Raw genomic sequence first — 23,539 nt, 5'->3', positions numbered from 1 at the left:
ATATGAAATTGAGATATAAAAGTCTATTGCTTATCACCCTGCTGGGTGGAGGACTTTCGTCCTGCGATACGGATTTTCTGGATGTGACGCCGCCTACGGAAATCCCGACTGAAGAAGTTTGGAAGGAAGGTGCGCTCGCGGAAGGTTTTGTAACAGGCGGCTACCAGGGACTTCAGCAAGGCGGTTTCAGCGAGCAAATGCTTGCTTCGCTGACTGACGAAGCTGTTTTCACCCACACGGGCCGTAACATCAATACAATCACGGAAGGTAGTTTGAGTCCTTCTAACCTGGGCTGGGTTGACGCAACGTATGGATGGGGCCAGATGTACACGCAGATCCGGAATGCGAATATCGCCCTGAACAACCTGCCAATTGCCACTTTCACCGACGAAGTGCTGAAAGCGAGATTGATGGGAGAGGCATACTTCCTGAGAGCTTACTATTACCAGCAGCTGGTGCGTTACTATGGTTCAGTACCTATCATCAGCAAAGTATACAAGCTGAATGAAGATTATTCAGTCGAGCGCGCTACGTTCGATGAATGTATCAAGCAGATCGTGAATGACTGTGATAGTGCCGCATTGCTTCTTGACGGAAAAGCGATGGCAAAAGGCCGCGCAACCAAAGCTGCCGCGCTTTCGCTGAAAGCCCGCGTGCTTCTTTACGCTGCAAGCGACCTGCACGATATCCCAACTGCCAAAGCGAAGTCGAGTGTGATTGCAGACTTTGCCAAACCCGAGTTTCTGGGCTATACTTCCGGCGACCGCAAGGCGCGCTGGCAGGCTGCTCAGACGGCAGCGAAAGCAGCGCTCGACGCGACTGTCGGCGCCGGTTTCAAGCTGAACCTGACAGCCCCGGCAACTCCGGAACAAGGTAAGCTGAACTACATCTCTATGGCAATGGCGGGTGCGAGTGCAGACAAGTCACTCGACGGAAGCGCTGCCAGTGAAATCGTTTTCGGGCGCTACTTTTCGGCAAGTATGAACGAGGGTGCGCGTCAGACGGGTCTTAACAACGGTCCGAACGGATACCATAACTGGGCGGGTAATACACCGATCGGCCTTTTGGTGGATGACTATCAAATGATGGACGGAACCCCGTTTGCGTGGACAAACCCAGTTCACAAAGCAAATCCTTATGCCAACCGTGATCCTCGTCTGTATGCAACCATTATGTACGATGGTGCACCCTGGAAACCTCGTCCTTCCGATGCGAAAGATCCTGCTAACCAAATTCAAACCGGTGCTTATGACCTGCTTGATGACAAAGGTGCATTGATCAACCGCAAAGGATTGGATACCAGAAGCAGCTCAATCGAAGACTGGAACGGTAGCCGCACCGGATATTACATGCGTAAGTTCATCGATCCGAATCCAGGTCTTTACGACAATACCGACCGTCAGAACATTCCCTGGCCATTTATTCGGGTGACTGAAAACGTGTTCAATTACATAGAAGCAAGTATCGAACTGGGCCAGGATGCGGTTGCGCTGGAATGGCTGAACAAGATCCGCTTCCGCGCCGGTATGCCTGCGTTGAAAGTAACGGGAGCCGCTTTGAAAGATGCTTACCGTCATGAAAAACGAATTGAAATGGCTTACGAGGAGCATCGCTACCATGACGCACGTCGCTGGATGATCGCAGAGTCAACATTGGGAAGACCACTTCAGTACATCAATGTAATCGGCAAATTCAAGCCAGGTAAGTCGATGAAAGAGCCATATCGCTATGATCCAACAGTTTATGACTATACCTACACCCCGGTAGAGGAAAAGTCACATGAAAACCGCAAGTGGGTGGACAAAATGTATTTCCGTCCGTTCAGCCGCGATGAGATCAACCGTAATGCCTCGCTGTTACAAAACCCGGGCTACGACAAATAGTTAGCGTTTTATGATTATTTTTACAGAAACTATGTCTTCGAGAAGGAGACATAGTTTCTTTTTTCTATCCCTACTTAAATCCTCGTTCGCTGTTATGAAGAGCGCCAAATCCTGGAAATCGGGAATTTTGACATTATTATTCGGATTGACGCTTGCTTCCTGCGGCAAAGACGCGGAGACGGAAAAGCCGAAGGGTAATGCTGGCCCACCCCTATTCACGCTGCTGGCCCCTGAAAAGACCAAGATCGACTTTGCGAATACACTTACGGAGGGTTTGAATACCAACGTATTGATGTACGAGTACTTTTATAACGGAGGCGGGGTTGCAGCGGGCGATGTGAATGGCGACGGACTTGATGATATTTATTTCACAGGCAATATGGTTTCTAATAAGCTGTATATCAATAAAGGGAATATGGTCTTTGAAGATGTTACGGCACAATCGGCAGTGGGAGGAAGAGAAAAACCGTGGAAAACGGGTGTCACGATGGCGGATGTAAATGGTGATGGGAAACTGGATATTTATGTTTGCTACTCCGGGAATGTATCCCCGGAAAGTTTGCGCAACCAGCTTTTTATCAATAAGGGAAACAATGCCAACGGAATACCTCAGTTTGAAGAAAAGGCGGTTGAATATGGTCTGGGCGATCCGAGCAACAGTACCCAGGCCGCTTTTTTTGATTTTGACAAAGATGGTGATCTGGATATGTTCCTGCTGAACCACAACCCCAAGTCGCTGCCAATCCTCGACGAAGCCAGTACTGCCGACATTTTGCGCAAGGACGACCCGGTTACGGGAGTAAGGCTATTTCGGAACGATCAGAAAGGGAGTGAGCCTGTCTTTAATGATGTTACCAAACAAGCCGGCATTCATAGTTCGCCGCTGACTTATGGGTTGGGGATTGGAATTGCAGATATAAATCAGGATGGCTGGCAGGATATGTATATTTCCAACGATTACTCAGTCCCTGATTTTCTATATATCAATAACCGAAACGGCACTTTTACGGATGTGATCGGCGAAGGTATCGGCCACACTTCACATTCTTCAATGGGGAACGATATTGCCGATTTTAACAACGACGGGCTGCCGGATATTTTCACGCTCGATATGCTGCCGGAGGATAACAGAAGGCAAAAGCTCCTCGCTGGTCTTGACAATTATGAGCTGTTTGATTTTAATGTAAAAGTTGGTTTTCACCACCAGTATATGCGCAATATGCTGCAACTCAATGAGGGGGCAGCAAGAGGTTCGAAGGTTCCGGTGTTTTCGGAAATAGGCCAGCTGGCAGGGGTTTCCAATACCGATTGGAGCTGGGCGTCGCTTTTTGCAGACTATGATAATGACGGGTGGAAGGACCTTTTTATCACCAATGGCAACCTCCGCGACTTCACCAATATGGATTTTGTCAAATTCATGGGCGACCATTTAAAGCGGATCGAGGGGCAGGTAAAAAGGGAAGATGTGCTTCAAATGGTTTACCAGATGCCTTCTTCCAATATGAAAAATTACCTGTTTAATAACAGGAAGAATCTGACATTTACAAATGTCGCTGACAGCTGGGGGCTAGGTGAAGTTTCCAATAGCGGCGGGGCGGCTTATGCAGACCTGGACAACGACGGAGATTTGGACCTGATCGTTAACAATATCAACAAGCCGGCTTTTATTTATCAAAATGATGGTGATAAGCTGCTGAAAAACAATTTCTTAAAAATTAAACTCGAAGGCGAAGGAAAGAATACTTTCGGCGCTGGTGCCAAGGTTACTATTTACCAGAAAGGCCAGAAACAGTACCTGGAACAAATGCCGACCCGGGGCTACCAATCGAGCGTTTCGCCGATCCTGCATTTTGGTTTGGGGAAAGAAACAAGCATTGATTCGCTCACCGTTACCTGGCTAAGCGGGAAGCAGCAAAAACTCCCGGCGCCAAAAATTAACCAGCAGCTGGTATTGCACGAGACCAATGCTAAACCGGCGAAACAGGCACCAATCAATATTACTCCAATTTATATTCCGGCCACTTCTCCGATTGCATTCAAAAGCGCAGCCAGCCAGACCAACGATTTCAAAAGGCAGCCGCTGCTGATCAATCCGATTTCGTTCTCGGGACCATGCTTGGTAAAAGGCGATATCAATGGTGATGGGTTAGAAGATGTTTTTGCAGGTGGAGGAGCTGGGGAGTCGGCGAGATTATATATCCAGCAAAAGGGCGGCGCATTTGTCGATAAGCCGGTACCCGCTTTTGAAATTGATAAGCAGTCGGAAGATACGGACGCAGTGTTTTTTGATGCAAATGGTGATGGTTTTCAGGACCTGTTTGTATGCAGCGGCGGTTATGCCAGTTTTGTGCCCGAAGATCCTTTGTTACAGAGCCGGTTATATTTAAATGACGGAAAAGGGAATTTGACCAAAAACACAACTGCACTCCCCAAAATGCTGACCAGCACAAGCTGCGTGCGGGTTACAGATCTAAACGGAGATGCAAAGCCCGACCTTTTCGTAGGCGGCCGCGTGATTCCAGGAAGATATCCCGAGGCTCCGCGGAGCTACATCCTGCTCAATGATGGAAAAGGTAATTTTTCGGATCAAACTAAAAACTGGAATGCAGATCTGGAAAGGATTGGCCTGGTCACCGATGCGGCCTGGGCAGATCTGAACAATGACAAAAAGCCAGATCTGATCGTAGTAGGCGAGTGGATGCCAATCACGGTTTTGATCAATGTGAACGGAAAACTGGAAAATAAAACGGCTGACTATTTCGACGAATCCTACAAAGGCTGGTGGAATAAAATCCTGGTGGATGATTTCAATGGCGACGGAAAGCAGGACATGGTGATCGGAAATATGGGCCTGAATACACAATGTAAAGCCAGCGACCAAGAGCCGGTACAAATGCTGTACAAGGATTTCGATGACAATGGATCAGTAGACCCGATCATGAGTTTTTACATTCAGGGAAAAAGCTATCCCTATGTCACGCGCGACGAAATGCTGGATCAAATGAGCATTATGCGTACCCGTTTTCAGGATTACAAAAGTTATGCGGAGGTTTCTGTCAAAGAAATATTTACACCGGAAGAATTGGAGGGTGCCAAAGAGCTGGAATCGAATTATCTGAAAACGGCTTATTTTGAGCGCAATGCAGCGGGTAAGTTTGTCGAAAAATCGCTGCCGCTTGAAGTGCAAAGCTCGCCCGTGTACACAATCACAAGTCTGGATTACGATGGTGACGGGAAAAAGGACCTGCTGCTATGCGGAAATGTGAGCAAGGCGCGTCTGCGTTTCGGAAAATATGACGCTAATTATGGTGTGTTGCTGAAAAACGATGGAAATGGACAGTTTAGGTACATCCGCCAAAGCCAGTCGGGTTTCGCTTTGAAAGGCGATGTGCGGAGCGTGTTGCCACTGGGCAGCAAATTATTGTTTGGTATAAATCAAAAGGAAATTAAAGCATATCAGGTTGGCAAAGCTCAGTAAAATCCTCTTAATACTATTCTCCGTTTGTCTGTGGTTTGGTTGCAGTAAAGAGCAAAAGGAGCATCATCTGAATCCGGACGTACTAGGGCAGGTAACCCTTCAGATGACCGACGTAATGGTGCATGATGTGACCAATCCACCGCTCAGTGCCCGTTTTTTTTCCTATGCTTGTCTGGCAGGATATGAAGTGGTCGCACAAAACGATACTGCTTTTAAAAGCATGCATGGTGTTTTAAATGATTTTCCCGTGATTGCTAAACCTGCTGTTGAAAGCTATTCCTATCAGCTGGCAGCAGTAATGGCGATACTGGAAACTGCAAAAAAAATGCAGCCTTCGGGCGCTCTTTTGCAGAAATACCAGGACCGGCTACTCGATTCGTGCAGGACGCTGGGCTGGGACGAAGAAATTCTGGCCGGCTCGAAGGCTTATGGATTGGAAGTAAGCAAGCAGATCCTGAAATATGCCAAAGCAGACAAGTACAACCTGATCAGTAACTTTCCCAGGTATGAGCCCAGGAAAACACCAGGTACCTGGTATCCCACTCCGCCGGGGTACTTTCCGCCTGTGGAACCCTATTTCACTACGGTAAGGCCGTTTACGCTCGATTCGGCTGCGCAGTTTATGCCGCCACCCCCTGTCGCATTCTCGGAGGACAAGAATTCGGCGTTTTTTAAACTAATGAAGCAGAATTACGACGATAAGAAAGAACAGGAACACCGTGTCACTGCTGCTTTCTGGGATTGTAATCCATTTGCCCTTGAAAATAAAGGGCATCTACTGGTAGGCATGAAAAAGATCTCTCCGGGCGCACATTGGATGGGGATCACAGATATTGCTTGCCGGCAGGCGAAAACTGGTTTTGGAAAAACAATGCTGATCAATACTGCCGTGGCAATCGGGCTGATGGACAGCTTCATGACCTGCTGGGACGAAAAATTCAGAAGCAACCGCATTCGTCCCGAGACTGCGATCCGCAAATATATCGATCCTACCTGGACACCATTCCTGCAAACTCCGCCATTTCCTGAATATCTCAGCGGACACTCGGTGATTTCGACTTGCTCAGCGGTAATCCTGACGCATTATTTTGGAAAGGATTTCGCCTATACTGATTCGGTAGAAGAGCGGTTTAATCTCAAAGCCCGCAAATTCCCGTCATTCATGGCGGCCGCTCTGGAATCCGGAATGTCGAGATTCTATGGAGGCATACATTTCATGGACGCCATTACGAACGGCCAGAAGCAGGGTGAGCAGGTTGGGGATTGGGTGGTTAGGGTTTTGGCTTCCCAGTCCAAATGACGTTTTCTGCATTTAATAGTTCGCGAGTATAGCTATACCCAACATCATAAAGCGCCTTCGCTTTTCTGAAATCAAATATTCCGAACTTATTCAATGCCGGCGGTTCGATGAGCAGGGTACATTTTTTCAAACGTTCGCGATTTTTGGCGTGCATGGCCAGGATCAGGCTGCGGTAAACGATTTCGGTAGTTGTTCTTAAAGGTTTGTCGAGGCTGAACGGGTTGCAGTGACTTCCGATAATGACATCGGCTTCCTGCTCAATATACTCGACGGGAAGGTTGTTTAATACGCCTCCATCGACCAGATCGTGGCCATTAACCTTAATTGGACTGAAAAGCCCCGGAATGCAGCACGAAGCAAGCAGCGGTAACGCCAGCTCTCCTTCGCGAAAGAGCACGGTTTCTCCCGAAATGATATCGGTAGCATTGAGTACCAGCGGGATTTGTAGCGATTCGAATGAATTTTCAGGAATGTACTGGCGGATAACTGTTTCTATCCGCTTCATTTGCAATAGACCGTTTGCTCCAAAACCGGGCCTTAAATAGGGATAAAAACTGGTTTGAATAATTTTCTCAAGAATATCCTGCGGTTGGTAACCGTAAGCCACCATCGCCCCGACGAATGCGCCGGAACTCGTAGCACTGATGAGATCCGGCTTGATGCCTTTCTCAAACAATGCCTGTATCACTCCCAAATGCGCAATTCCGCGCGCACCGCCGCCTGACAATACCAGAGCCGTTTTCATATTCAGTTCGCGAGGAAGTCGGTTAATGGGCCGCGAGCCCGAATCTTGATCCCTTTGTCAGTCTGTTCCACAATGCCGGCTTCGTACAATGGATCGTGCTCGAAGAGCAGGATGTGGTTTTCGTGAACCGCATGATGGAGCACTGTCTGTTTTTCATCCATGGTTTGCAGTGGCCGCATATCGTAGCTCATAATCCAGGGAATCGGGATATGAAATGACGAAGGCAGCAAATCGGCCACGTAGATGATTTTTTGATCCTTGTAACTGATCACAGGCAGCATCATTTGCTCCGTGTGGCCGTCAACAAACAGAAAATCGATGGATTCAAAGGGGGAAGTTCCGTTTTTAATAAATTGTAACTGCGCCGATTCGTGCAGTGGAAGTATGTTTTCTTTCAAAAAAGATGCTTTTTCCCGCGGATTTGGATTGATCGCCCAGTTCCAGTGCGCTTCATTTGACCAGTACGTGGCATTAGGGAAAGTAGGCTGTAAGCTGGACTGATCCCTGAACCTGACTGCGCCGCCGACATGATCAAAGTGAAGGTGGGTCAATATCACGTCGGTAACATCTTCCAGCGCAAATCCTTTGCTTTGAATAGAAGAGATGAGCGTGGCGTCGCCGTGCAGATCGTAATGTCCGAAAAACTTTGCATCCTGTTTGTCTCCCATGCCGGTATCTATGAGGATCAGTTTTTTCCCGTCTTCAATAAGCAGGCAACGCATTGCCCAGGAGCAAAGGTTTTTTTCGTCTGCCGGATTTTGTTTATTCCAGAGCGATTTAGGAACAACGCCAAACATCGCGCCTCCGTCCAGCTTAAAGAACCCGGTATCAATAATATGGATATTCATGCACTGTTTTTTATGCTTTATTCTGAAATATATTGAACTAACATACCAAAAATTTCGCGAACTGCATTTGGCACAATAGGAAGGTGTTGTTGGATATATTTTAATTTTTTAAAATAATGTTCTGAATCAAGCGGTAATAGCAATAGGAAGTTTGTAAAAGATGGTCGCCTTGTTTATTTTTCGATTGTTGTGTGTTAATTATCCAACCTCCATGAACCGTAGAAATTTCTTTGAAAAAGCAGTACCTGCCAGTTTTGCCTTGGGCGCTATTGCCTCTGGCTGCGTGCCTAAAACGCAGGTCCAATATCCTGACAAGCATTTCCATATCAGCCGCGGCTATCATCAGATTCCGAAGCTGAGGCTTTCCATGGACCGGATCGTGAAGGAAACGGTAGGCCTGAGGCCATTTCGTGCATCCGGCCCAAGGCTGGATGTGGAGCAGCTTGGAAGCAAAACGCTGGTGCACAATTATGGTCACGGAGGAAGTGGCTGGTCGCTTTCATGGGGCACGGGCAATATCGCACGGAATAATGTTCTTAAAACCGGCGAAAAGAAAGTGGCCGTAATTGGTTGCGGAACAGTTGGTATTGCTACCGCCAGGCTACTGCAGGAAAGTGGCTGCGAGGTAACCATTTACACGAAGGACGTACCTCCTAACATCACCAGTAATCTGGCAACCGGCACCTGGTCGCCGGCATCGAGGGTTTGTGATAAAAAAGTGGCGAAACCGGAATTTGAAGCGATTTGGGAAGAGGCCACACGCTTCTCGCACCGCCGCTTTCAGTTCTTGCTCGGCATGAACGATATTGCCTGCTGGGCTGAAGAATACGGCGTTTTTAATCAGGTGCCCGTGTATACGCCGGGCGCTGGCGGCGAGGACTTTGAAATAGAAGGACTGCTCCCGGAGCGGGTACGGCTGGAAAAAAAAGAACATCCTTTCAAGGCGGATTATGTTACCCGCAGGTCCAATATTATGTTCAATATCCCCACTTACCTGCGTCACCAGTTGCAGGATTTCACGATGTTTGGCGGAAAAGTGAAGATCCAGGAAATTAAGAAGCTGGAAGATATCGACGCATTGCCCGAAAAGGTAATCGTGATTTGTATGGGATTGGGTGCAAAGCCGGTTTTTAATGATGAGGAGCTTACACCCGTTTCCGGTCAGCTTTCGTGTCTGATCCCGCAGAGCGATATTAATTACAAACTTTACACCCAGGGCGCTAACTTCATCTCCCGGAAAGATGGTATCTACATCGGCAGCAATGGAGTTGTGGGCAACTGGGACACCACGCCCAGTAAAGAGCAAACCGAGAAGACAGTAGGGATATTAATGAAGGTAATGGAAGAGATGAAAGGATGAGTTTTATTCACCTTTAAGGTGATATCTCCTCCTGATCTCATTAACAAGGAATTTTTTGTGCGCGGTAAAACTTTCTGGATGCATGGTTTGAAACAAGTTGCTCCACTCTTCAAAACGCGCCGCATCGGCTTTCCGGAAAGCATTTACATCAATCTTTTTGGTGATCAGGTATTCTTCAAATTCCATAGTTCAGATTTTGGATGCAATATATCTGTTTAAAAGTATTTGGTACTTATTGACAACACTTGCGTAATTAGCTTTTCAAATAACTTCATGCATGATGTGTCCGGCATTAATGCGCTTTTTAGTAATTATAACAAATGAAAATTGATCTACGCAGTGACACGGTTACAAAACCAACGCCGGAAATGCAGCAGGCCATGTGGGAAGCCGTTGTAGGCGACGATGTAATGGGCGACGATCCAACGGTCAATGCATTGCAGGAAAAGGCTGCAAGGCTTTTTGGAATGGAAGATGCGTTGTTTTGCGCCTCGGGAACAATGACCAACCAGCTCGCGATCCGCGTACACACGCAGCCGGGCAGCGACGTGATTTGTGACAAAAACTCGCATATTTATCTGTACGAAGGCGGCGGTATCATGCTGAATTCACTTTCATCGGTAAAACTGCTCGACGGCGACAGAGGCCGACTTACTGCAAGCCAGGTGGCGGAGGCAATAAGTCCCGAAAATGATATCCATTCGACTTTGACACGCCTGGTTTCACTTGAAAATACAATGAATAAAGGCGGGGGGAGTTACTACAACTTTAATGAAATAAAGGCGATCAGGCAGGTTTGCACTGAAAAAGGGATTCCGCTGCACCTGGATGGCGCACGGTTATTCAATGCATTGGTAGAAACAGGGGAGGCACCCAGGGAGTACGGAGAGGTTTTTGACAGCATCAGTATCTGTTTGTCAAAGGGATTGGGGTGTCCGATCGGCTCCTTGTTACTGGGAACTAAGGAAATGATCGGCAAAGCGAAGCGGTTCAGGAAAGTCATGGGCGGCGGCTGGCGGCAAGCCGGTTTTCTGGCGGCTGCCGGTATTTATGCCCTCGACCATCACGTCGACAGGTTAAAGGAAGATCATGCACGCGCCAGGGAAATCGGGAAAATCTTCGAAGCCAAACCCGAAGTTGAAGCTGTATTTCCGGTCGACACCAATATTGTGATCATCAAAATCGCCGAAGGAATATCAGAAACCCAATATGTTCATAAATTGGCAGCGCTGGGAATACTTGCAGTAACCTTCGGGAAAGGCCTTGTTCGTTTTGTAACCCATCTGGATTTCAGCGACTCACAGCTGGAAGAGCTTCGGAAAAGAATAGCCTGAGGGATAACGCCCCAGGCTATACTTCCGGAATAATCTCCTCGTATTCATATTCCGAGTTCGGACCCTGATAAATAATCGTCATACCGGCAAGATCGGCCACATACGTGTGAATGCCCGCCGCGCCTATTTCTCTCAGGAAAGTCTGGTAATCTATTTCTCCGTCCTGACTTCGTTTGATTGCTTTTTTCACATCTTCCAGTTCAAAGGCTTCCGCACATTCAAACTCGGGGTATTCGCCCGGAATTTGCAGCTTATCACCATTTGCCGCAGTATAAGTACGTCGGTGATCTCTCACGCGTACCTCATAATTATCAACACCGATCGCTTTCAGGTTTTTGACAAAATGCGGGTATGACTGCCCCATCGACCGCTCTTCAGCCGATCGGATCAATTCTTCGGTTAATTCTATCATTTCCATAGCCGTGTCCTTTTAGAAGCAAAAGCCTTAAAATAGCTGTGCCAAGTGTTTTTTCAATGTTTTTTGACCAAAATTTTATCCAATTCGGCAGGAATTGATGGAGCTCACCCACTCGTCCTTGTGACAAACCGGACAGATGTGTGGACCTGGCTGCAAAATTTCCGTGTTGCCGCAAAATGAGCAAGAATGATAACCTTCACTCAGTACTGTCTTGCTCTTTTTGTAATAAAGCTCCGGCAACAACGGCAAGCCATACTTCACTTCATCGTCCTTATAAAAGAAAATACTTACTTCGCCCGAAGGTTCCAGATAAGCCTTGCGAACCTGGCCGAGGTGCTCGGTACTCCTTGACCGCAATTCTGAGAAAAATTCGTCCTGTGCCAGCGTTTCTTTTGAAAATTCAGAGGTTGAAAACCGGCCCTCGTGAATTAGGCAGACTGTTTTACCTTCGACCATTTTCTCGAAAAATTGGCTTTTACCAGTGAGCCAGGTTACTGCCCTGTACAACATAATGATAGTTGCAAAAACTACCAGTGCAGGTAAAATGCCCACGTCTTCATAAAACATCGGGTCGCCGGCTGCCGAACCAAGCGCAATAATGATCACCGTTTCGAATATCGAAAGCTGCCTGACGCCACGTTTTCCGGTTATGCGGAGTGCAGCCAGCAGGAAAACGAACATGATAACTGAACGTACCAATACCTCGACAAGAAAAATGGGAGGCAGTTCATTAAGCAATACTCTTTCCCATTCCAGAATGTCTTTCATTACAATAAGAAGATTTAGCTGACAGGTCTGATACATGAAAAGATGCTACATTACACCAAATGGCCAACGTAACATCTTTTCTCTCTATTAAAGTCAATTATAGTGTGAATAAAGCGCAGGTCAATGCGCAATATCTTCATCGTCGTGGTGAACGATCAGTGAGCTTCTGGTGTCCAGTTTTTTGATCATCTCATTGGTCATCGCATCGGCATATACGCCGTAGCTGCTGACCAGCGTTCCCTTCAATCCATCCTTCGATTCGATCGCATACAGGATTGACATATCGGAAGGATCAGTCATACCTTCAAACCGGTAGACCTGTACAATATCAAAATCCTCAGGTGACAGGTTAAGGCATATTCCGTCTTCCTTGTGAACCTCAAGCGCGTGGGCGGTGAGGTTAAAATCGTAAGTGAAACCGTCTTCCTTCAGGTCTTCGAGTGTTTCGAGAAGCGTATCGGGTTCACCTGTATCTTTATTTGAAGGATGTATTTTCTTTGTTTTATCCTTATCAGTTCCTTGCAAGTCCATAACTAATTTTGTTTAAGGTTGTTAATAGGATATCATATCAAACTGATACATATATATTTTAAACCTCTTTGTTTTAGAGGTGGTTAACAGAATTTATCGCTTCGAGAAGCCTTATAGTGAGTGTAGCCAGAATTTAGAAAAAATTATGCCTTAAAGTGACACTTACGCCCTGTTCGGTTTTGAGCTGGATGGAAAGGGAGTGAATTTCTCAAAATAGCTTCCAATGGGTGACTATTCTGGTGATTTAATTGGGCAAATGATGTATTTTCTTGTAAAATTAGAAGAAACAGAAAGCGCATTTTGAGGTGGTTTGACCTCAGTTTGTCTTAAAATGTAGAACGCGCGGGGTATAGACAAAGTACACTGATTTTACTTTGGCCGGTAGATCAGCTGGCCAATGTGATACGCTGCAAAACAGCCCAGGCCGCCGTTTATATTTGTAAAAACAAGGGAAGGTTCTACAAAAGGATTATCCGAATTCCGCGCGTTGTCGAGGGATTTATGGTATTTGTAATAGGTTTCGTCTGTGTTGAAAACTTCCATCGTCACCAAAATGATTTTTGCTTTTGGATAAACGGTGAATACATTTCCGTTTCCGAAATCATAGCCGGTTACACCAGGCAGCCTCAGTTTACCCAATGGAGACGTAAATGTAGTCCCGTCGAGGCTGGCATCACTCTGGAAGTTGTCCCGCCCGATCGTTTCTTCCCAATTGACACTGAAACGGTTACGTATGCGCCGCTCCTTGAAATCTTCAACGGTGGTACCATCGGGAACGCTGTATTCCAGGTCGACAAAGGCTCTTACCCGGTAAAAATTGGTTTCTCCCGCAATGTCGTCCCACTGCATTTTCAAGGTCAGCATCGTATCCGTGTCAAAACCACTGGAATAGGAAGTATCTATTTCATAGCTTTTGGGAACCGCCAGCTTAACCGGCACTGTACAGGAGGAGTTGACAGTCCGTTTCCCGTCCGAAACGGTAATGCTGTATTTTTTGCCAGCCTCGATCGGAAACCTTCCTTTATCAATTGAATAAAGCATATTTACGGAATCATAGGGAACGATGGCCTCCCGGCTTCCATCCGAGATCCTGACCAATGCACCGGCAATGAGTGTGGCTACCGGACTGTTTTGCCCGAACAATGGCGCCGACTGACTTACCACCACGTATGTTTTCGGATTTTCGGGAGCAATAAAAGATTGGACTACGAGCCTGGATTCTGTTTTGGGCAGATCCGCTTCGGGGATATCCGTCACAAGCGATTCGCAGGCAGTGAGACCGATACACCCTATACAAATCAGGAAAATGCTGATTTTCGTTTTCATTGCATCAAAACTTGAAATTGTAGCTGAAATAAGGAAGGATCGGAAAAAGCGAATATCGTTTCAAAGTCTTCTTGCTTCTCGTTACGGATCCTTCCGTAATACTCTCATTGTCAATATTATAAAAGAACGGATTGCGCCTATTATAGATATTATAGAAACCAAATTCCCAGGTTCTTTCGTGCCGTTTTTTCTTTTTGTGAAATTGAATCGCTACATCTGCTCTGTGGAAAGGCTCGGCGCGAAAACTGTTTTTTTCTCCGTATTCATTCACTTCCCGGCCGCCCCAGTCGATGATCGTCTGTCCGCTCGGCATCACGCGCGGGATAAAATTGTCGCGCAGCCCGGTATAAGTCGCGATTGGTAAGGTGAGTGCGTTTCCGGTGCCATAAACCCACGTCGCACTGAGGGTAATGCGTTTGCCCAGCTCATAAATTCCTACAACCGAAAGGTCGTGGCGGCGGTCGTAGCGAGGGAAAAACGTTTTGCCGAAATTCAGCTCGGGGAATTTCCAGTAGGTCCAGGATAATGTGTAACCAATCCAGCCTGAGAAGCGGCCTGTTTTCTTTTGAACTAAAAATTCAGCGCCGTAAGACCAGCCTTTTCCCGAAGTAACATTGTTTTCCCAGCTCAGTTCATTTGCATTTTCACCATTGAAACTCAGGAAGGAAGATCCCTCTTTGTAATTCAGAATGTTGTTCATGATCTTATAATAGCCTTCCAGCGTAAATGTGAGTGCCGGGCGGTCCAGATCTTTTGCAAATCCGATCGCTACTTGCCGGGACTGCTGTGGAGCCACGCGGTCCGTGGTGGGTACCCAAAGGTCGGTCGGTAATCCGAGGCCGGTGTTGGAAAGCAAATGAACATATTGGTTCATTTGTGCGTAGGAAGCTTTAAAGGACAGGTCCTTGGCCAGTCTTAAAGCTGCTGAAAACCTTGGTTCGGGACGAACATAATTTTTCGTTTTTGTCTGAAACAAACTCACCCTTAACCCTGCGTTGATCTTTAAAGCATCAAGTGCCTGCCAGGTATCTTCGATATAGACCCCGGCTTCAAGTGATTTAACCGGTCGGACTGAGCGTTCAATCGGATTGTCGAGGAAAGAGCCTGCGATAGCGAGTGCAGAAGGCACAAATTTGTGAAAGGTCGCCTGCCCGCCAAATTTAATGGCATGTTTGGTGGAAGGATAAAAATCAAAATCCGTTTTAATGCCGAGATCGCGGATTTTAGAATTGTATTCAAGGCTGAACTCGTCGCCGGTACTCCCATTAAAACCAGCTTCATTGGAATAGCTGGAAACTCCGAAGTCGAAGTTGCTGTAAATGAGGGAGGTATTGACAAAGAGCTTTTGGTTAATGAGGTGGTTCCAGCGCATCGTAGCGGTTGCGTTGCCCCATGCAAGGCCCGCCCTGGTCTCCGAATCGGAGCTTTTTTCGTTTGCGTGAAACTTGTCCCTTCCAAAATAGCCGCTCAGGTAAAGCTTGTCTTTTTTACCCAGGTCGTAATTCATTTTTGCATTGAGGTCATAAAAAAAATAGCCTGGCTTGACCTGACTATCCGACCCTTTCTGGGATTGCGCGATAAATGGCGCCGCCAGTACATCAATGTAGGTCCTGCGGCCCGAGATCAGAAATGATGATTTCCCTTTTGAGATCGGCCCTTCCAGTGTAAGTCTTGAAGATATCAGCCCGATTCCGCCTTCTCCGTGCAGCTTTTCCTTGCTGCCTTCTTTCATATTCATTTCCAGAACAGAAGAAAGCCTGCCGCCATACCGAGCCGGAAACCCGCCTTTGGTCAGCTCTACGCTTCTCAATGCGTCGCTATTGAAGATCGAGAAAAAGCCGAAAAGGTGATTGGCGTTGTAAACGACCGCATCGTCAAGAATGATAAGATTTTGATCAGGACCGCCGCCGCGCACATACAGTCCTGTTTGACCCTCCGTACCTTTCTGAACCCCGGGCATAAGCTGCAATACCCGTAATACGTCTTTTTCACCGAAAAAGGCCGGGATCTTTTTGAGCTGTTGAATAGGGATTTCCACTTTGCTCATTTGCACGCTCCGGCTCACATAATCCTCCTGTTTGCGAGCCGAAACCAGCACTTCTTCCAGCTGGTTTACGGTAAAAAGAAATATGCTCAGTTGGATGTTTTTGACCGGAACAATGGGCCGGCTGACTTTTTCGTAGCCTACAAATGAAAACGAAAGTATGGCAGTGTCCGCCGCAGGTACCGTGAGCGAGTAAAAACCGTAAGTGTTGGTAACCGTTCCGTAAGGCGAATTTTCGATATACACATTTACGCCCGGTAATTGCTCCTGACTTCCGTTTTCTTTTACAAAGCCACTAATCGTGATGCGTTCCTGACAAAAAGCGACAGCCGAAAGAGTAAGAAATAGACTGGTAAAATAAGCACGCATAGGCATAGACGAGGTTCGTCTTGTGTAACGACCTGACCAAATATATAGTATAGCCTTAGAATGCAATAAACCGGAAGTCTACCCACGGAGGTTCAACATAACCTCCTTTACCTCAATGAAAGCCGTGAGCCGAATGCTATTTCACGCCCTTTACCTTCATCTTCAATCCATAAACCGCTGTTTCCGCGGTTATAAACAGCATGTCATTGTTTTTTCCTCCAAAACATACATTCGCGGTCCATCCCTTATGCACCGGAAAATGGGCGATTTTCTCACCCGTCTTGTCAAATACGGTAACCCCATCACCGGTAACGTAAAGGTTTCCCTCTGAGTCGAGGATCATGCCGTCGGAGCCTTTGGAGACAAAAAGTGTTCTGTTGGCCAAAGTTCCGTCTTTTTGAATATCATACACATAGGTTTTATTGTCGCCAATGTCTGCTACATATAGTTTTTTTCCGTCTTTGGTGCCGATAATGCCATTGGGCTTTTTGATATGATCGTCAACGCGGATCAGCGTTTTGGCCTTTGGCGCGAGATAATAAACGTGCTCTCCATCCTGCTGCATCTTCGGGTCGCGTTTCCAATAATCGCGTTTGTAAAGCGGATCTGTGAGATAAATTCCACCTTTTGCATCAATCCAAAGGTCGTTGGGGCCATTTAGTAACTTACCCTCAAAGTCTTTTACCAATACCGTAGGCTTTCCATTTTTATCAAAAGACCAGACCTGGTTGTCTTCGTCGGAACAAGCAACGAGGTTGCCTTTTTTGTCAAAATACATTCCATTTGCCCGGCCGGCATGATCTGAGAATACAGAAAATTTGTTCGTTTCTGCGTCCCAACGAATGATTTTGTTGTTAGGTTGATCCGTAAAAAAAACATTGCCGTTATTGTCTGCAACCGGGCCTTCGGTAAATTTGTAACCATCGCCGAGCTTTTCAACCTTCGCGCCGTCTGCCACTATCGATTTTGAATCCATTATCTGTGCTGAAAGTAAGGCCGGGAAGAGCAAAGTCGCTAACCCGGATAAAATTGAACAAATACTTGCTGTCTTTTTCATATCAAAACAATGCCGGATGGAGTAGGTCCCGGTTGTTTTAAAAGCAGTCAGCTTCTGGTTCCTTACTTATCCGATTCTTGACGGAGCTACTCCAAATGCCTTTTTAAACACAAAGGAGAAATGGGAAAGGTCTTCAAACCCGGTTTCAAGATATACCTCAGAAGGGGTTTTACCTTTTTCCTTGATCAGATAATGCGCCGCTTCCAACCGTTTTTGTAACAGCCAGCGACTGGGTGAAGTGTGGAATATTTTGTCAAAATCCCGCTTGAACGTCGCCAGGCTTCTGCCTGTGAGATAAGCAAATCGTTTCAGCTGCACATTGAAATGGAAGTTTTGGTTCATAAAACCTTCGAGATCAATCTTGCCTGGTTCACTGAAATCGAATAGCAAATTTTTGAGTTCCGGGTTGGTTTGAAGCAATATCAAAATCGCTTCTTTCAATTTTAGAGACATTAAATGTGGACTGGTAGGCGGTTGAAATTCCTGGTAGGGCATCAGAGAGTCCATATAACTCGTCAGCAGTTTGTTTGATGTTAACTCCAAAACAGCTTTTCCATTCTGGTGCTGCACAGCGTCATATCCAAATTCCCGGTTGACCACCCGTAGCGTTTGCTGATCCAGATAAATCGATATCGACCTGAATTCCCCGTTTTCGGGTGGCCGTTTACTGAATTTGACCAGTTTGTTCCGCCTGATCAACCTGAAATCTCCTTCCCTGCTTGTAAAATCCTGAATGCCATCGTTAAGAATCAGCGTGCCTGCAATCTGAAAACTCAGTACATGTTCCGGTACAAACTGTTCACCTTCCCTGTTTCTCGCATAGTAACAGGAATACGCAATTTGTGACAATTTCGGTTCTTCGACTGGCTGTTTCATTGGGTTATGAACTTATAAAAAATAAAACAGCATTGCAGCCCGGATTTGTTCTGCAATGCTATTGATTTAAACGCCTTTCATGCTCTGAAAAACTTTCCCTGCTTCTGACTCAAAGAATTCTTCGGCGTTATCATGGTCGGTAGACATACTGACCGACAGCCACTTGGTCATCTCAGCCTGTCTGGCTGCATCCGCCCGCTGTAATATGCCAATCGCCTCACTTCCAAGTACTAAATGTAAAGGTGGCTCAGAATGATCTGTTAATTCCACCATTACTTTGGCCGCTTTCTCAGGATCACCCACGGGAACGAAAGAACCGCTCGTCAGGAACTGTTTAATTCCGCCGACAGTAGCCTCATACCCTTCAATTTCTGGCGCAAAAGTCATAGAAGAACCTGCCCAATCGGTACGGAATCCGCCTGGTTCAATGCATGTAACCTTGATTCCTAATGGCCCAATTTCTTTGGCAAGTGCTTCACTGAAACCACTGAGGCCGAATTTCGCTGCCTGGTACATAGTCAGTCCGGCACCGCCCACACGTCCACCGATCGAGCTGATTTGCAGAATATAACCCGAGCGTTGCTTTCGCATATGCGGCAATACGGCACGCGTAACTTCGATAGGCGCGAGCAGATTCGTATTGAGTTGACTCTGAACCTGTTCGTCTGTAAACGCCTCGGCTGCGCCGGTAATGCCAAATCCGGCATTGTTTACCAGAACATCGATTTTTCCAAAATGCTGAATTGCATCTGCAACCGCAGCGTAAATTTGCGCTTTGTCAGTAACATCCAGCTGGATCGGGTAGATCTGACCGGGAAATTGCTGGACTAATGCTTCTAAGTGTTGCGTATCGCGTGCAGTCGCAGCCACTTTGTCGCCGCTTTTCAATACTGCTGCTGTGAGGCTTTTTCCCAATCCACGGGAGCTGCCTGTAATAAACCAAACCTTTGTCATCGTTTTCTTTTTTTGAATTAACGATAACAAAGGTCGGTTGCAAAGGAGACAGCCACTTTGCTGAAAAGCTCAAAGTTGGTTTGTTAAAAAGCTCACTAAACGGAATCGAATTCTTTCGGATAAATTACTGTCCCGTCACATTCCTAACAGCTCCGCCCCATTCTTAACTGGCATCTTTTGCCAACAATTCATCCAGTTTCTCGTATGAATCCACCACGCCGCGCTCCATGCCCGAAGCTACCATTCCGTCGCGGTCTGCAACCGACTGGAATACGGATTGGACTGTAAACTTTGTCCGGCCTCCGGGAAGTTCTTCAAAACGGGAGGTTTCCAGAATTACGTGCCCTTTTTCTGGCATACCTTCAAATTCGAAAGTCTGTATAATCCGCTCAGGTCTCGTGAATTCGTGGCAAACTCCGCGAAAAGAAAATTCAGTTCCATCTGGAAGTGTATTGATGAAGCGGTAAGAGCCACCTTCTTTTGGCTCAAATTTTTCGTAGCGCATACCCATTTCTTTTGGCCCAACCCATTGCACCAGAATGTCTTTGTCGCTGAATGCCTTGAATACAATATCGCGGGGCGCATCGAACTCGCGGATTACGAATAGCTCCTGTTTGCCAGGCTCTACGATGATCTGTGTTTTGTTGTTACTAGCCATTTTTTTTGTCTTTTTTTAGATTATCAATAATGTCGTCCAGTCTTTCAAACCGGTCTTCCCACATGTTGCGGAACGGTTCGATCCAGTCGGCTATTTCCGCCAGTTTTTTAGGCTGCACGGAGCAATAGCGTTCTCTTCCGTAAGGCCTGATCGCCAGAATGCCGCATTCGGTCAGAATTTTGATATGCTTTGAAATAGCCTGGCGGCTCACATCAAATGATTCCGCGACAGCATTCGGCGTCATCGGTTTTTTAGCAATCAGGCCAATAATTTCCCGCCTCGTCGGGTCGGCAATTGCCTGAAAAACATCTCGTCTCATTTCATTTCAATTTTGTTGCGCAACTGATTGATTGTAAATATATATGCAATCGATCGGTTGCGCAAAATTCCTTTAAACTTTTTTGTTTTTCGCCGTGGAAATAAAAAAGGTGTCATTTTGTGACACCTTGTAATCAATGGGTTAGGCTTTGATGACTTTCTCTGAGTTCTTTAAGAAATTTCCTGGCTCTGGCAGTTTTTTCAGGAAACAAATCTCTGTCACCGATTCGCTCTGATAGTCGTTTCAAATACTTTGCGGTCGACTCCTCCGTAGGGTTAGCAATGTCGTTTTTTTTCGGTTTCATATAATAAAGTTATAACTATTTCTTAAAAAGTAAGATCGTATCGTATTTATGTCCAGGGATATAGCGCTCAATTTTCGTATGTATTTCCGTTGAGAGAAATCCTCCAAGAAACCAATAGTCGATACTTAATTCAAGGAAGTTTTTTTCTACAAAATTGCGATACACGGTAATGCGCTGATTTGATTTTTTGCAAGACCCGACACAGCGTTTCGTGCAGCTTTTACGACAATTTTCTATAAGGTAAGCACCGCCATCGCTTCCTTGAACCATTAAGATTGCATGTTGCTGCCTTTCAAAAAATATCGGCACTGTCGACAGAACTGTCCGGAAAACTTTGTAGGAATCGCCGTTGTTTGATTTTACCTGGTCTCGTACTTCCTTTAATTCAGGGCAGTAATCTCCAAAACCGAGATTATAGACTTCGCGGTCTTCAAACAGTTGTATGTAGGAATACTCAACTACTTTTGGAACATCTTTAAGTCCTTCATGAAAAAAAATCTGTAACCAGCTGATAGCTGGGTTTCCTGAATTTCATAAGAGTTGGAAACATTTGCCATTCCCGATCGTTTTAGTCGTCATAGCAAAATGAAGGAAAGAACGAAATTTTTCTATTAGAATTACTAAAAGGCAACCGATTAGTGATTTGGCGGAGTATGCAGTTGAACGTGATGCGCAAGAGTCAGCTGATATGCCACAAAAAAAGGCGATCACATTTGCAATCACCTCTTTTTTAAGTGTCACGAAAACCGCCAGACCTACACGTCCATCGCGTCGTACACAATCACTTTATCCCATAACGCACTGCAATCTTTGATAAACTGCTGATGAATAGGGTGATCCTGATATATTTTCTGGGCCGCTTCGTTTTCAAAAAACATCAGTTCCGATACAGCCCACGAGTTGTCGACTACGTCACGCTTTTCAGTGCTGGCAACCACGCCGATGCGCAATTCTTTAATCGCCTCTATTTTTCTTAATGTTTTCAAACCTTCAATAATCCTGTCGCGATCCTTCACAGAACCAGGATTTTTAAGCCAGAAAAATACGTGGTGTACCAGCGGATATTTGCTTTTCTGGGGCTCATTTGAAGAAGCTATTGCGGTAGCGGTTCCTGCTGCCAGTGCCACCGAGCTGGCAATAAATTTACGACGGGAGTTGTTCATGCTTTGAGTTTGAATATCGTTTTTCCAAAAATAGCAGTTGTTGCCAAGCTTTGCAGAATGATACTTAAAAAGGTTAAAAGTTTGTGTATAACCTGCTGACTTATGCTGCGATCCGATTTTAACAGCTACATTGCCCCGATCTCTTTCAACACCGCCTTGGTGATCATCTTCCGGCAATTCCCGAAATCAGCATTTAAAGTACTCCGTTTCTTCGTCACCCGCGTAGCGAAAAAGTAGACGTTATCCTCCCGCTCCACATAGCCAACCCACCAGCCGATGTCATTGCCATCCACACGCGTCCAGCCTGTTTTGGCGCGGAGTGTATAGTCATCAGTTTGCTCGTTGACCATTACCTTTTTAAGAATATCGAGGTTGCGTTTTGAGAAAGGCGTTTTACCGTCATAAACCGCCGTCAGAAATGTAATCTGATTTCGCGGAGAAACGCCAAATGCACCGAAATTCCAGAAGTCGTCGCCTTTTTCAGACAGGTTGTTATTTCCATACCTTGCAGCTTTGAGGTAGTGCAAGTACTGCTTGCGCCCAACCTTCTTTGCCAGCTCAATAAACGCCCAGCCAGCCGAAACTTCAAATGCTTCTTTGACAGAAATGTCTTTGTAAATCTCCGGCCGGTAACCGTAAAGCGTGGTATCCGTAGAGCCAGGCCATTTCACGATTTCATTTTCATCTTTGATTACCCCGGTTTGAAGGGCAATGAGCAGGTTAATGATTTTAAATGTAGAAGCCGGCTGTGTTTGCCGACGGGAATCCCCTTCATCATTAGTAAGCCATTTTCCTTTTTTGTAATCGTAAATGGTGATGCTGCCGGTGAGGTTGCAATTTTTGAATGGGGTAGTGAGGTTCTGAGCGAGGGCAGAGAGGGAGAGGAGGCTTATGGAAATCGATAATAAGTAAATTCGTTTCGACATTGTCTATTGTCACTTATCAAGAATGTAAATGCGATGCTTTTCGAAATGTATTATTTGAGATTTGAAGTTTGGTAAAAAGGTTAGAAGCTCTTCGATCTTACTGCTCGCAGCATTCAAGACAGCAATAGTGACGGCATATTTGTCCATATTTTGCTGATAAACCATATTCTTGTCAATGGTCAGTAACATGTCAAAATGATTGTCGACACAAAACTGCATCAACCTACCATTTTTAGTCCCGCCAAGACCAAGCTCGCGGACCGTAAGAGTTTCAAATTCTGAAAGGTGCTTTTTCAGTCGCTTGGTAACACATTCGTCAAGCAAAATTTTCATTCAAAATGTGCGTAGATGTTTCTATGAGTTTTTGCGACATTTCTAGAACCTTGACAACCTGGCCTCTTGAAACTCCATCGAAATCTTCGAGAAATGTCTCAATCGAATCTCCTGATTCGAGGTAATCAAACAAGTTTTTAATAGGAACCCGCGTACCAAAAAACACGGGTGTACCGCCCATAATCTCGGGATCTATGTTGATTACATTACCTTCCATAATCTTAAAGTCGCTAGTAGTTTAACCAAATTTAATGTTTTTCACCAGATTTCAAGCTGCGGATTCTTCCTCAACTCACCGACTGGCTCAATAATCAGTCTCTCACCTTCCAACCGAAGGGTGACGTGCTCTCCGTAATCAAAGCCCATATCTTCCAGCCACTTTCCACAAAGCCGGATTTCGGGGACTAACTTCGATTTCCATTGTGAAGGTTGTTGATACTTGGAATAAATTTTTAGTTGGCGGGCTTTGGGTGATAGGATGCGCATCGCGTGGATTTAAATGATTTTATCAAAATTGGTAATAAGTGTCATTATATGCAATTATA

24 protein-coding genes are annotated in these 23,539 nt (G+C 45.9%); 5 read left to right on the top strand and 19 right to left on the bottom strand.

The window, feature by feature from the left end; translation table 11 throughout:
• Window positions 1–2 precede the first annotated feature (2 nt).
• From FXO21_RS05890 to FXO21_RS05880, 3 genes are all read left to right on the top strand, one after another.
• Window positions 3–1,883, top strand: a complete 1,881-nt coding sequence (locus tag FXO21_RS05890) for a RagB/SusD family nutrient uptake outer membrane protein (protein ID WP_149639227.1) — start codon at window positions 3–5, stop codon at window positions 1,881–1,883.
• 94 nt (window positions 1,884–1,977) lie between these two features.
• Window positions 1,978–5,361, top strand: a complete 3,384-nt coding sequence (locus FXO21_RS05885; RefSeq protein ID WP_149639226.1) for a VCBS repeat-containing protein — start codon at window positions 1,978–1,980, stop codon at window positions 5,359–5,361.
• On the top strand, window positions 5,345–6,661 hold the full coding sequence (locus FXO21_RS05880; RefSeq protein ID WP_225865584.1) for a vanadium-dependent haloperoxidase: 1,317 nt from the start codon (window positions 5,345–5,347) through the stop codon (window positions 6,659–6,661). The genes FXO21_RS05885 and FXO21_RS05880 overlap by 17 nt, the downstream gene beginning before the upstream one ends.
• On the opposite strand, the gene FXO21_RS05875 is transcribed toward FXO21_RS05880, so the two are convergent.
• Both FXO21_RS05875 and FXO21_RS05870 read right to left on the bottom strand, forming a co-directional pair.
• Window positions 6,633–7,406: a patatin-like phospholipase family protein gene (locus tag FXO21_RS05875; RefSeq protein ID WP_149639225.1), complete on the bottom strand. Its 774-nt coding sequence runs from the start codon at window positions 7,404–7,406 to the stop codon at window positions 6,633–6,635. The genes FXO21_RS05880 and FXO21_RS05875 overlap by 29 nt on opposite strands.
• Before the next feature lie 2 nt (window positions 7,407–7,408).
• Entirely contained in the window at window positions 7,409–8,254 is an 846-nt protein-coding gene (locus tag FXO21_RS05870) for an MBL fold metallo-hydrolase (protein WP_149639224.1), read from the bottom strand.
• Between the two features lie 211 nt (window positions 8,255–8,465).
• Between FXO21_RS05870 and FXO21_RS05865 the strand changes: the two genes are divergently transcribed.
• A complete protein-coding gene (locus FXO21_RS05865; RefSeq protein ID WP_149639223.1) occupies window positions 8,466–9,614 on the top strand; it encodes an FAD-dependent oxidoreductase in 1,149 nt (382 codons plus the stop codon).
• A gap of 3 nt (window positions 9,615–9,617) precedes the next feature.
• Here FXO21_RS05865 and FXO21_RS05860 read toward each other — a convergent pair whose 3' ends face one another.
• The gene (locus FXO21_RS05860) at window positions 9,618–9,800 is read right to left on the bottom strand and encodes a hypothetical protein (RefSeq protein ID WP_149639222.1); all 183 of its coding nucleotides are present in this window, start codon (window positions 9,798–9,800) and stop codon (window positions 9,618–9,620) included.
• Window positions 9,801–9,934: 134 nt separating this feature from the next.
• Between FXO21_RS05860 and FXO21_RS05855 the strand changes: the two genes are divergently transcribed.
• Entirely contained in the window at window positions 9,935–10,948 is a 1,014-nt protein-coding gene (locus FXO21_RS05855) for a threonine aldolase family protein (RefSeq protein ID WP_149639221.1), read from the top strand.
• Window positions 10,949–10,964: 16 nt separating this feature from the next.
• Here the strand turns inward: FXO21_RS05855 and FXO21_RS05850 are convergent, their stop codons facing one another.
• From FXO21_RS05850 to FXO21_RS05780, 16 genes are all read right to left on the bottom strand, one after another.
• On the bottom strand, window positions 10,965–11,366 hold the full coding sequence (locus tag FXO21_RS05850) for a DUF1398 domain-containing protein (protein ID WP_149639220.1): 402 nt from the start codon (window positions 11,364–11,366) through the stop codon (window positions 10,965–10,967).
• 75 nt (window positions 11,367–11,441) lie between these two features.
• Window positions 11,442–12,134, bottom strand: a complete 693-nt coding sequence (locus tag FXO21_RS05845) for a DUF421 domain-containing protein (protein WP_149639219.1) — start codon at window positions 12,132–12,134, stop codon at window positions 11,442–11,444.
• A gap of 120 nt (window positions 12,135–12,254) precedes the next feature.
• A complete protein-coding gene (locus FXO21_RS05840) occupies window positions 12,255–12,665 on the bottom strand; it encodes a hypothetical protein (protein WP_149639218.1) in 411 nt (136 codons plus the stop codon).
• Window positions 12,666–13,034: 369 nt separating this feature from the next.
• A complete protein-coding gene (locus tag FXO21_RS05835) occupies window positions 13,035–13,991 on the bottom strand; it encodes a DUF4249 domain-containing protein (RefSeq protein ID WP_149639217.1) in 957 nt (318 codons plus the stop codon).
• Window positions 13,992–13,995: 4 nt separating this feature from the next.
• Window positions 13,996–16,404, bottom strand: coding sequence for a TonB-dependent receptor (locus FXO21_RS05830; RefSeq protein ID WP_149639216.1), 2,409 nt, complete (start codon window positions 16,402–16,404; stop codon window positions 13,996–13,998).
• A 136-nt stretch (window positions 16,405–16,540) separates the two neighbouring features.
• Window positions 16,541–17,380 (bottom strand): SMP-30/gluconolactonase/LRE family protein, encoded by an 840-nt coding sequence (locus FXO21_RS05825; protein ID WP_225865583.1) that lies wholly within the window; start codon window positions 17,378–17,380, stop codon window positions 16,541–16,543.
• 147 nt (window positions 17,381–17,527) lie between these two features.
• Window positions 17,528–18,337, bottom strand: a complete 810-nt coding sequence (locus FXO21_RS05820; RefSeq protein WP_149639214.1) for a helix-turn-helix domain-containing protein — start codon at window positions 18,335–18,337, stop codon at window positions 17,528–17,530.
• Between the two features lie 66 nt (window positions 18,338–18,403).
• Entirely contained in the window at window positions 18,404–19,291 is an 888-nt protein-coding gene (locus tag FXO21_RS05815; protein WP_149639213.1) for an oxidoreductase, read from the bottom strand.
• Window positions 19,292–19,454: 163 nt separating this feature from the next.
• Window positions 19,455–19,949 carry an SRPBCC family protein gene (locus tag FXO21_RS05810; RefSeq protein ID WP_149639212.1) on the bottom strand — a complete coding sequence of 165 codons (495 nt, stop codon included), beginning with the start codon at window positions 19,947–19,949 and terminating at the stop codon, window positions 19,455–19,457.
• Window positions 19,942–20,268 (bottom strand): ArsR/SmtB family transcription factor, encoded by a 327-nt coding sequence (locus tag FXO21_RS05805; protein WP_149639211.1) that lies wholly within the window; start codon window positions 20,266–20,268, stop codon window positions 19,942–19,944. The genes FXO21_RS05810 and FXO21_RS05805 overlap by 8 nt, the downstream gene beginning before the upstream one ends.
• A 319-nt stretch (window positions 20,269–20,587) precedes the next feature.
• Window positions 20,588–21,070, bottom strand: a complete 483-nt coding sequence (locus FXO21_RS29165) for a DUF6934 family protein (RefSeq protein WP_409014831.1) — start codon at window positions 21,068–21,070, stop codon at window positions 20,588–20,590.
• A gap of 257 nt (window positions 21,071–21,327) precedes the next feature.
• The gene (locus FXO21_RS05800) at window positions 21,328–21,735 is read right to left on the bottom strand and encodes a Dabb family protein (protein WP_149639210.1); all 408 of its coding nucleotides are present in this window, start codon (window positions 21,733–21,735) and stop codon (window positions 21,328–21,330) included.
• A gap of 125 nt (window positions 21,736–21,860) precedes the next feature.
• Window positions 21,861–22,661, bottom strand: coding sequence for a penicillin-binding transpeptidase domain-containing protein (locus tag FXO21_RS05795; protein ID WP_149639209.1), 801 nt, complete (start codon window positions 22,659–22,661; stop codon window positions 21,861–21,863).
• Window positions 22,662–22,670: 9 nt separating this feature from the next.
• Window positions 22,671–22,994: a DUF5615 family PIN-like protein gene (locus tag FXO21_RS05790; protein WP_192579170.1), complete on the bottom strand. Its 324-nt coding sequence runs from the start codon at window positions 22,992–22,994 to the stop codon at window positions 22,671–22,673.
• On the bottom strand, window positions 22,978–23,211 hold the full coding sequence (locus FXO21_RS05785) for a DUF433 domain-containing protein (protein ID WP_149639208.1): 234 nt from the start codon (window positions 23,209–23,211) through the stop codon (window positions 22,978–22,980). The genes FXO21_RS05790 and FXO21_RS05785 overlap by 17 nt, the downstream gene beginning before the upstream one ends.
• A gap of 41 nt (window positions 23,212–23,252) precedes the next feature.
• The gene (locus tag FXO21_RS05780; protein ID WP_149639207.1) at window positions 23,253–23,480 is read right to left on the bottom strand and encodes a SymE family type I addiction module toxin; all 228 of its coding nucleotides are present in this window, start codon (window positions 23,478–23,480) and stop codon (window positions 23,253–23,255) included.
• Window positions 23,481–23,539: the final 59 nt, after the last annotated feature.

Origin of the sequence: Dyadobacter sp. UC 10, assembly GCF_008369915.1 — a bacterium.
GTDB lineage: Bacteria > Bacteroidota > Bacteroidia > Cytophagales > Spirosomataceae > Dyadobacter.
The sequence above is the reverse complement of the archived record's forward strand: the minus strand, read 5'-3'. Positions and strand labels throughout refer to the sequence as shown.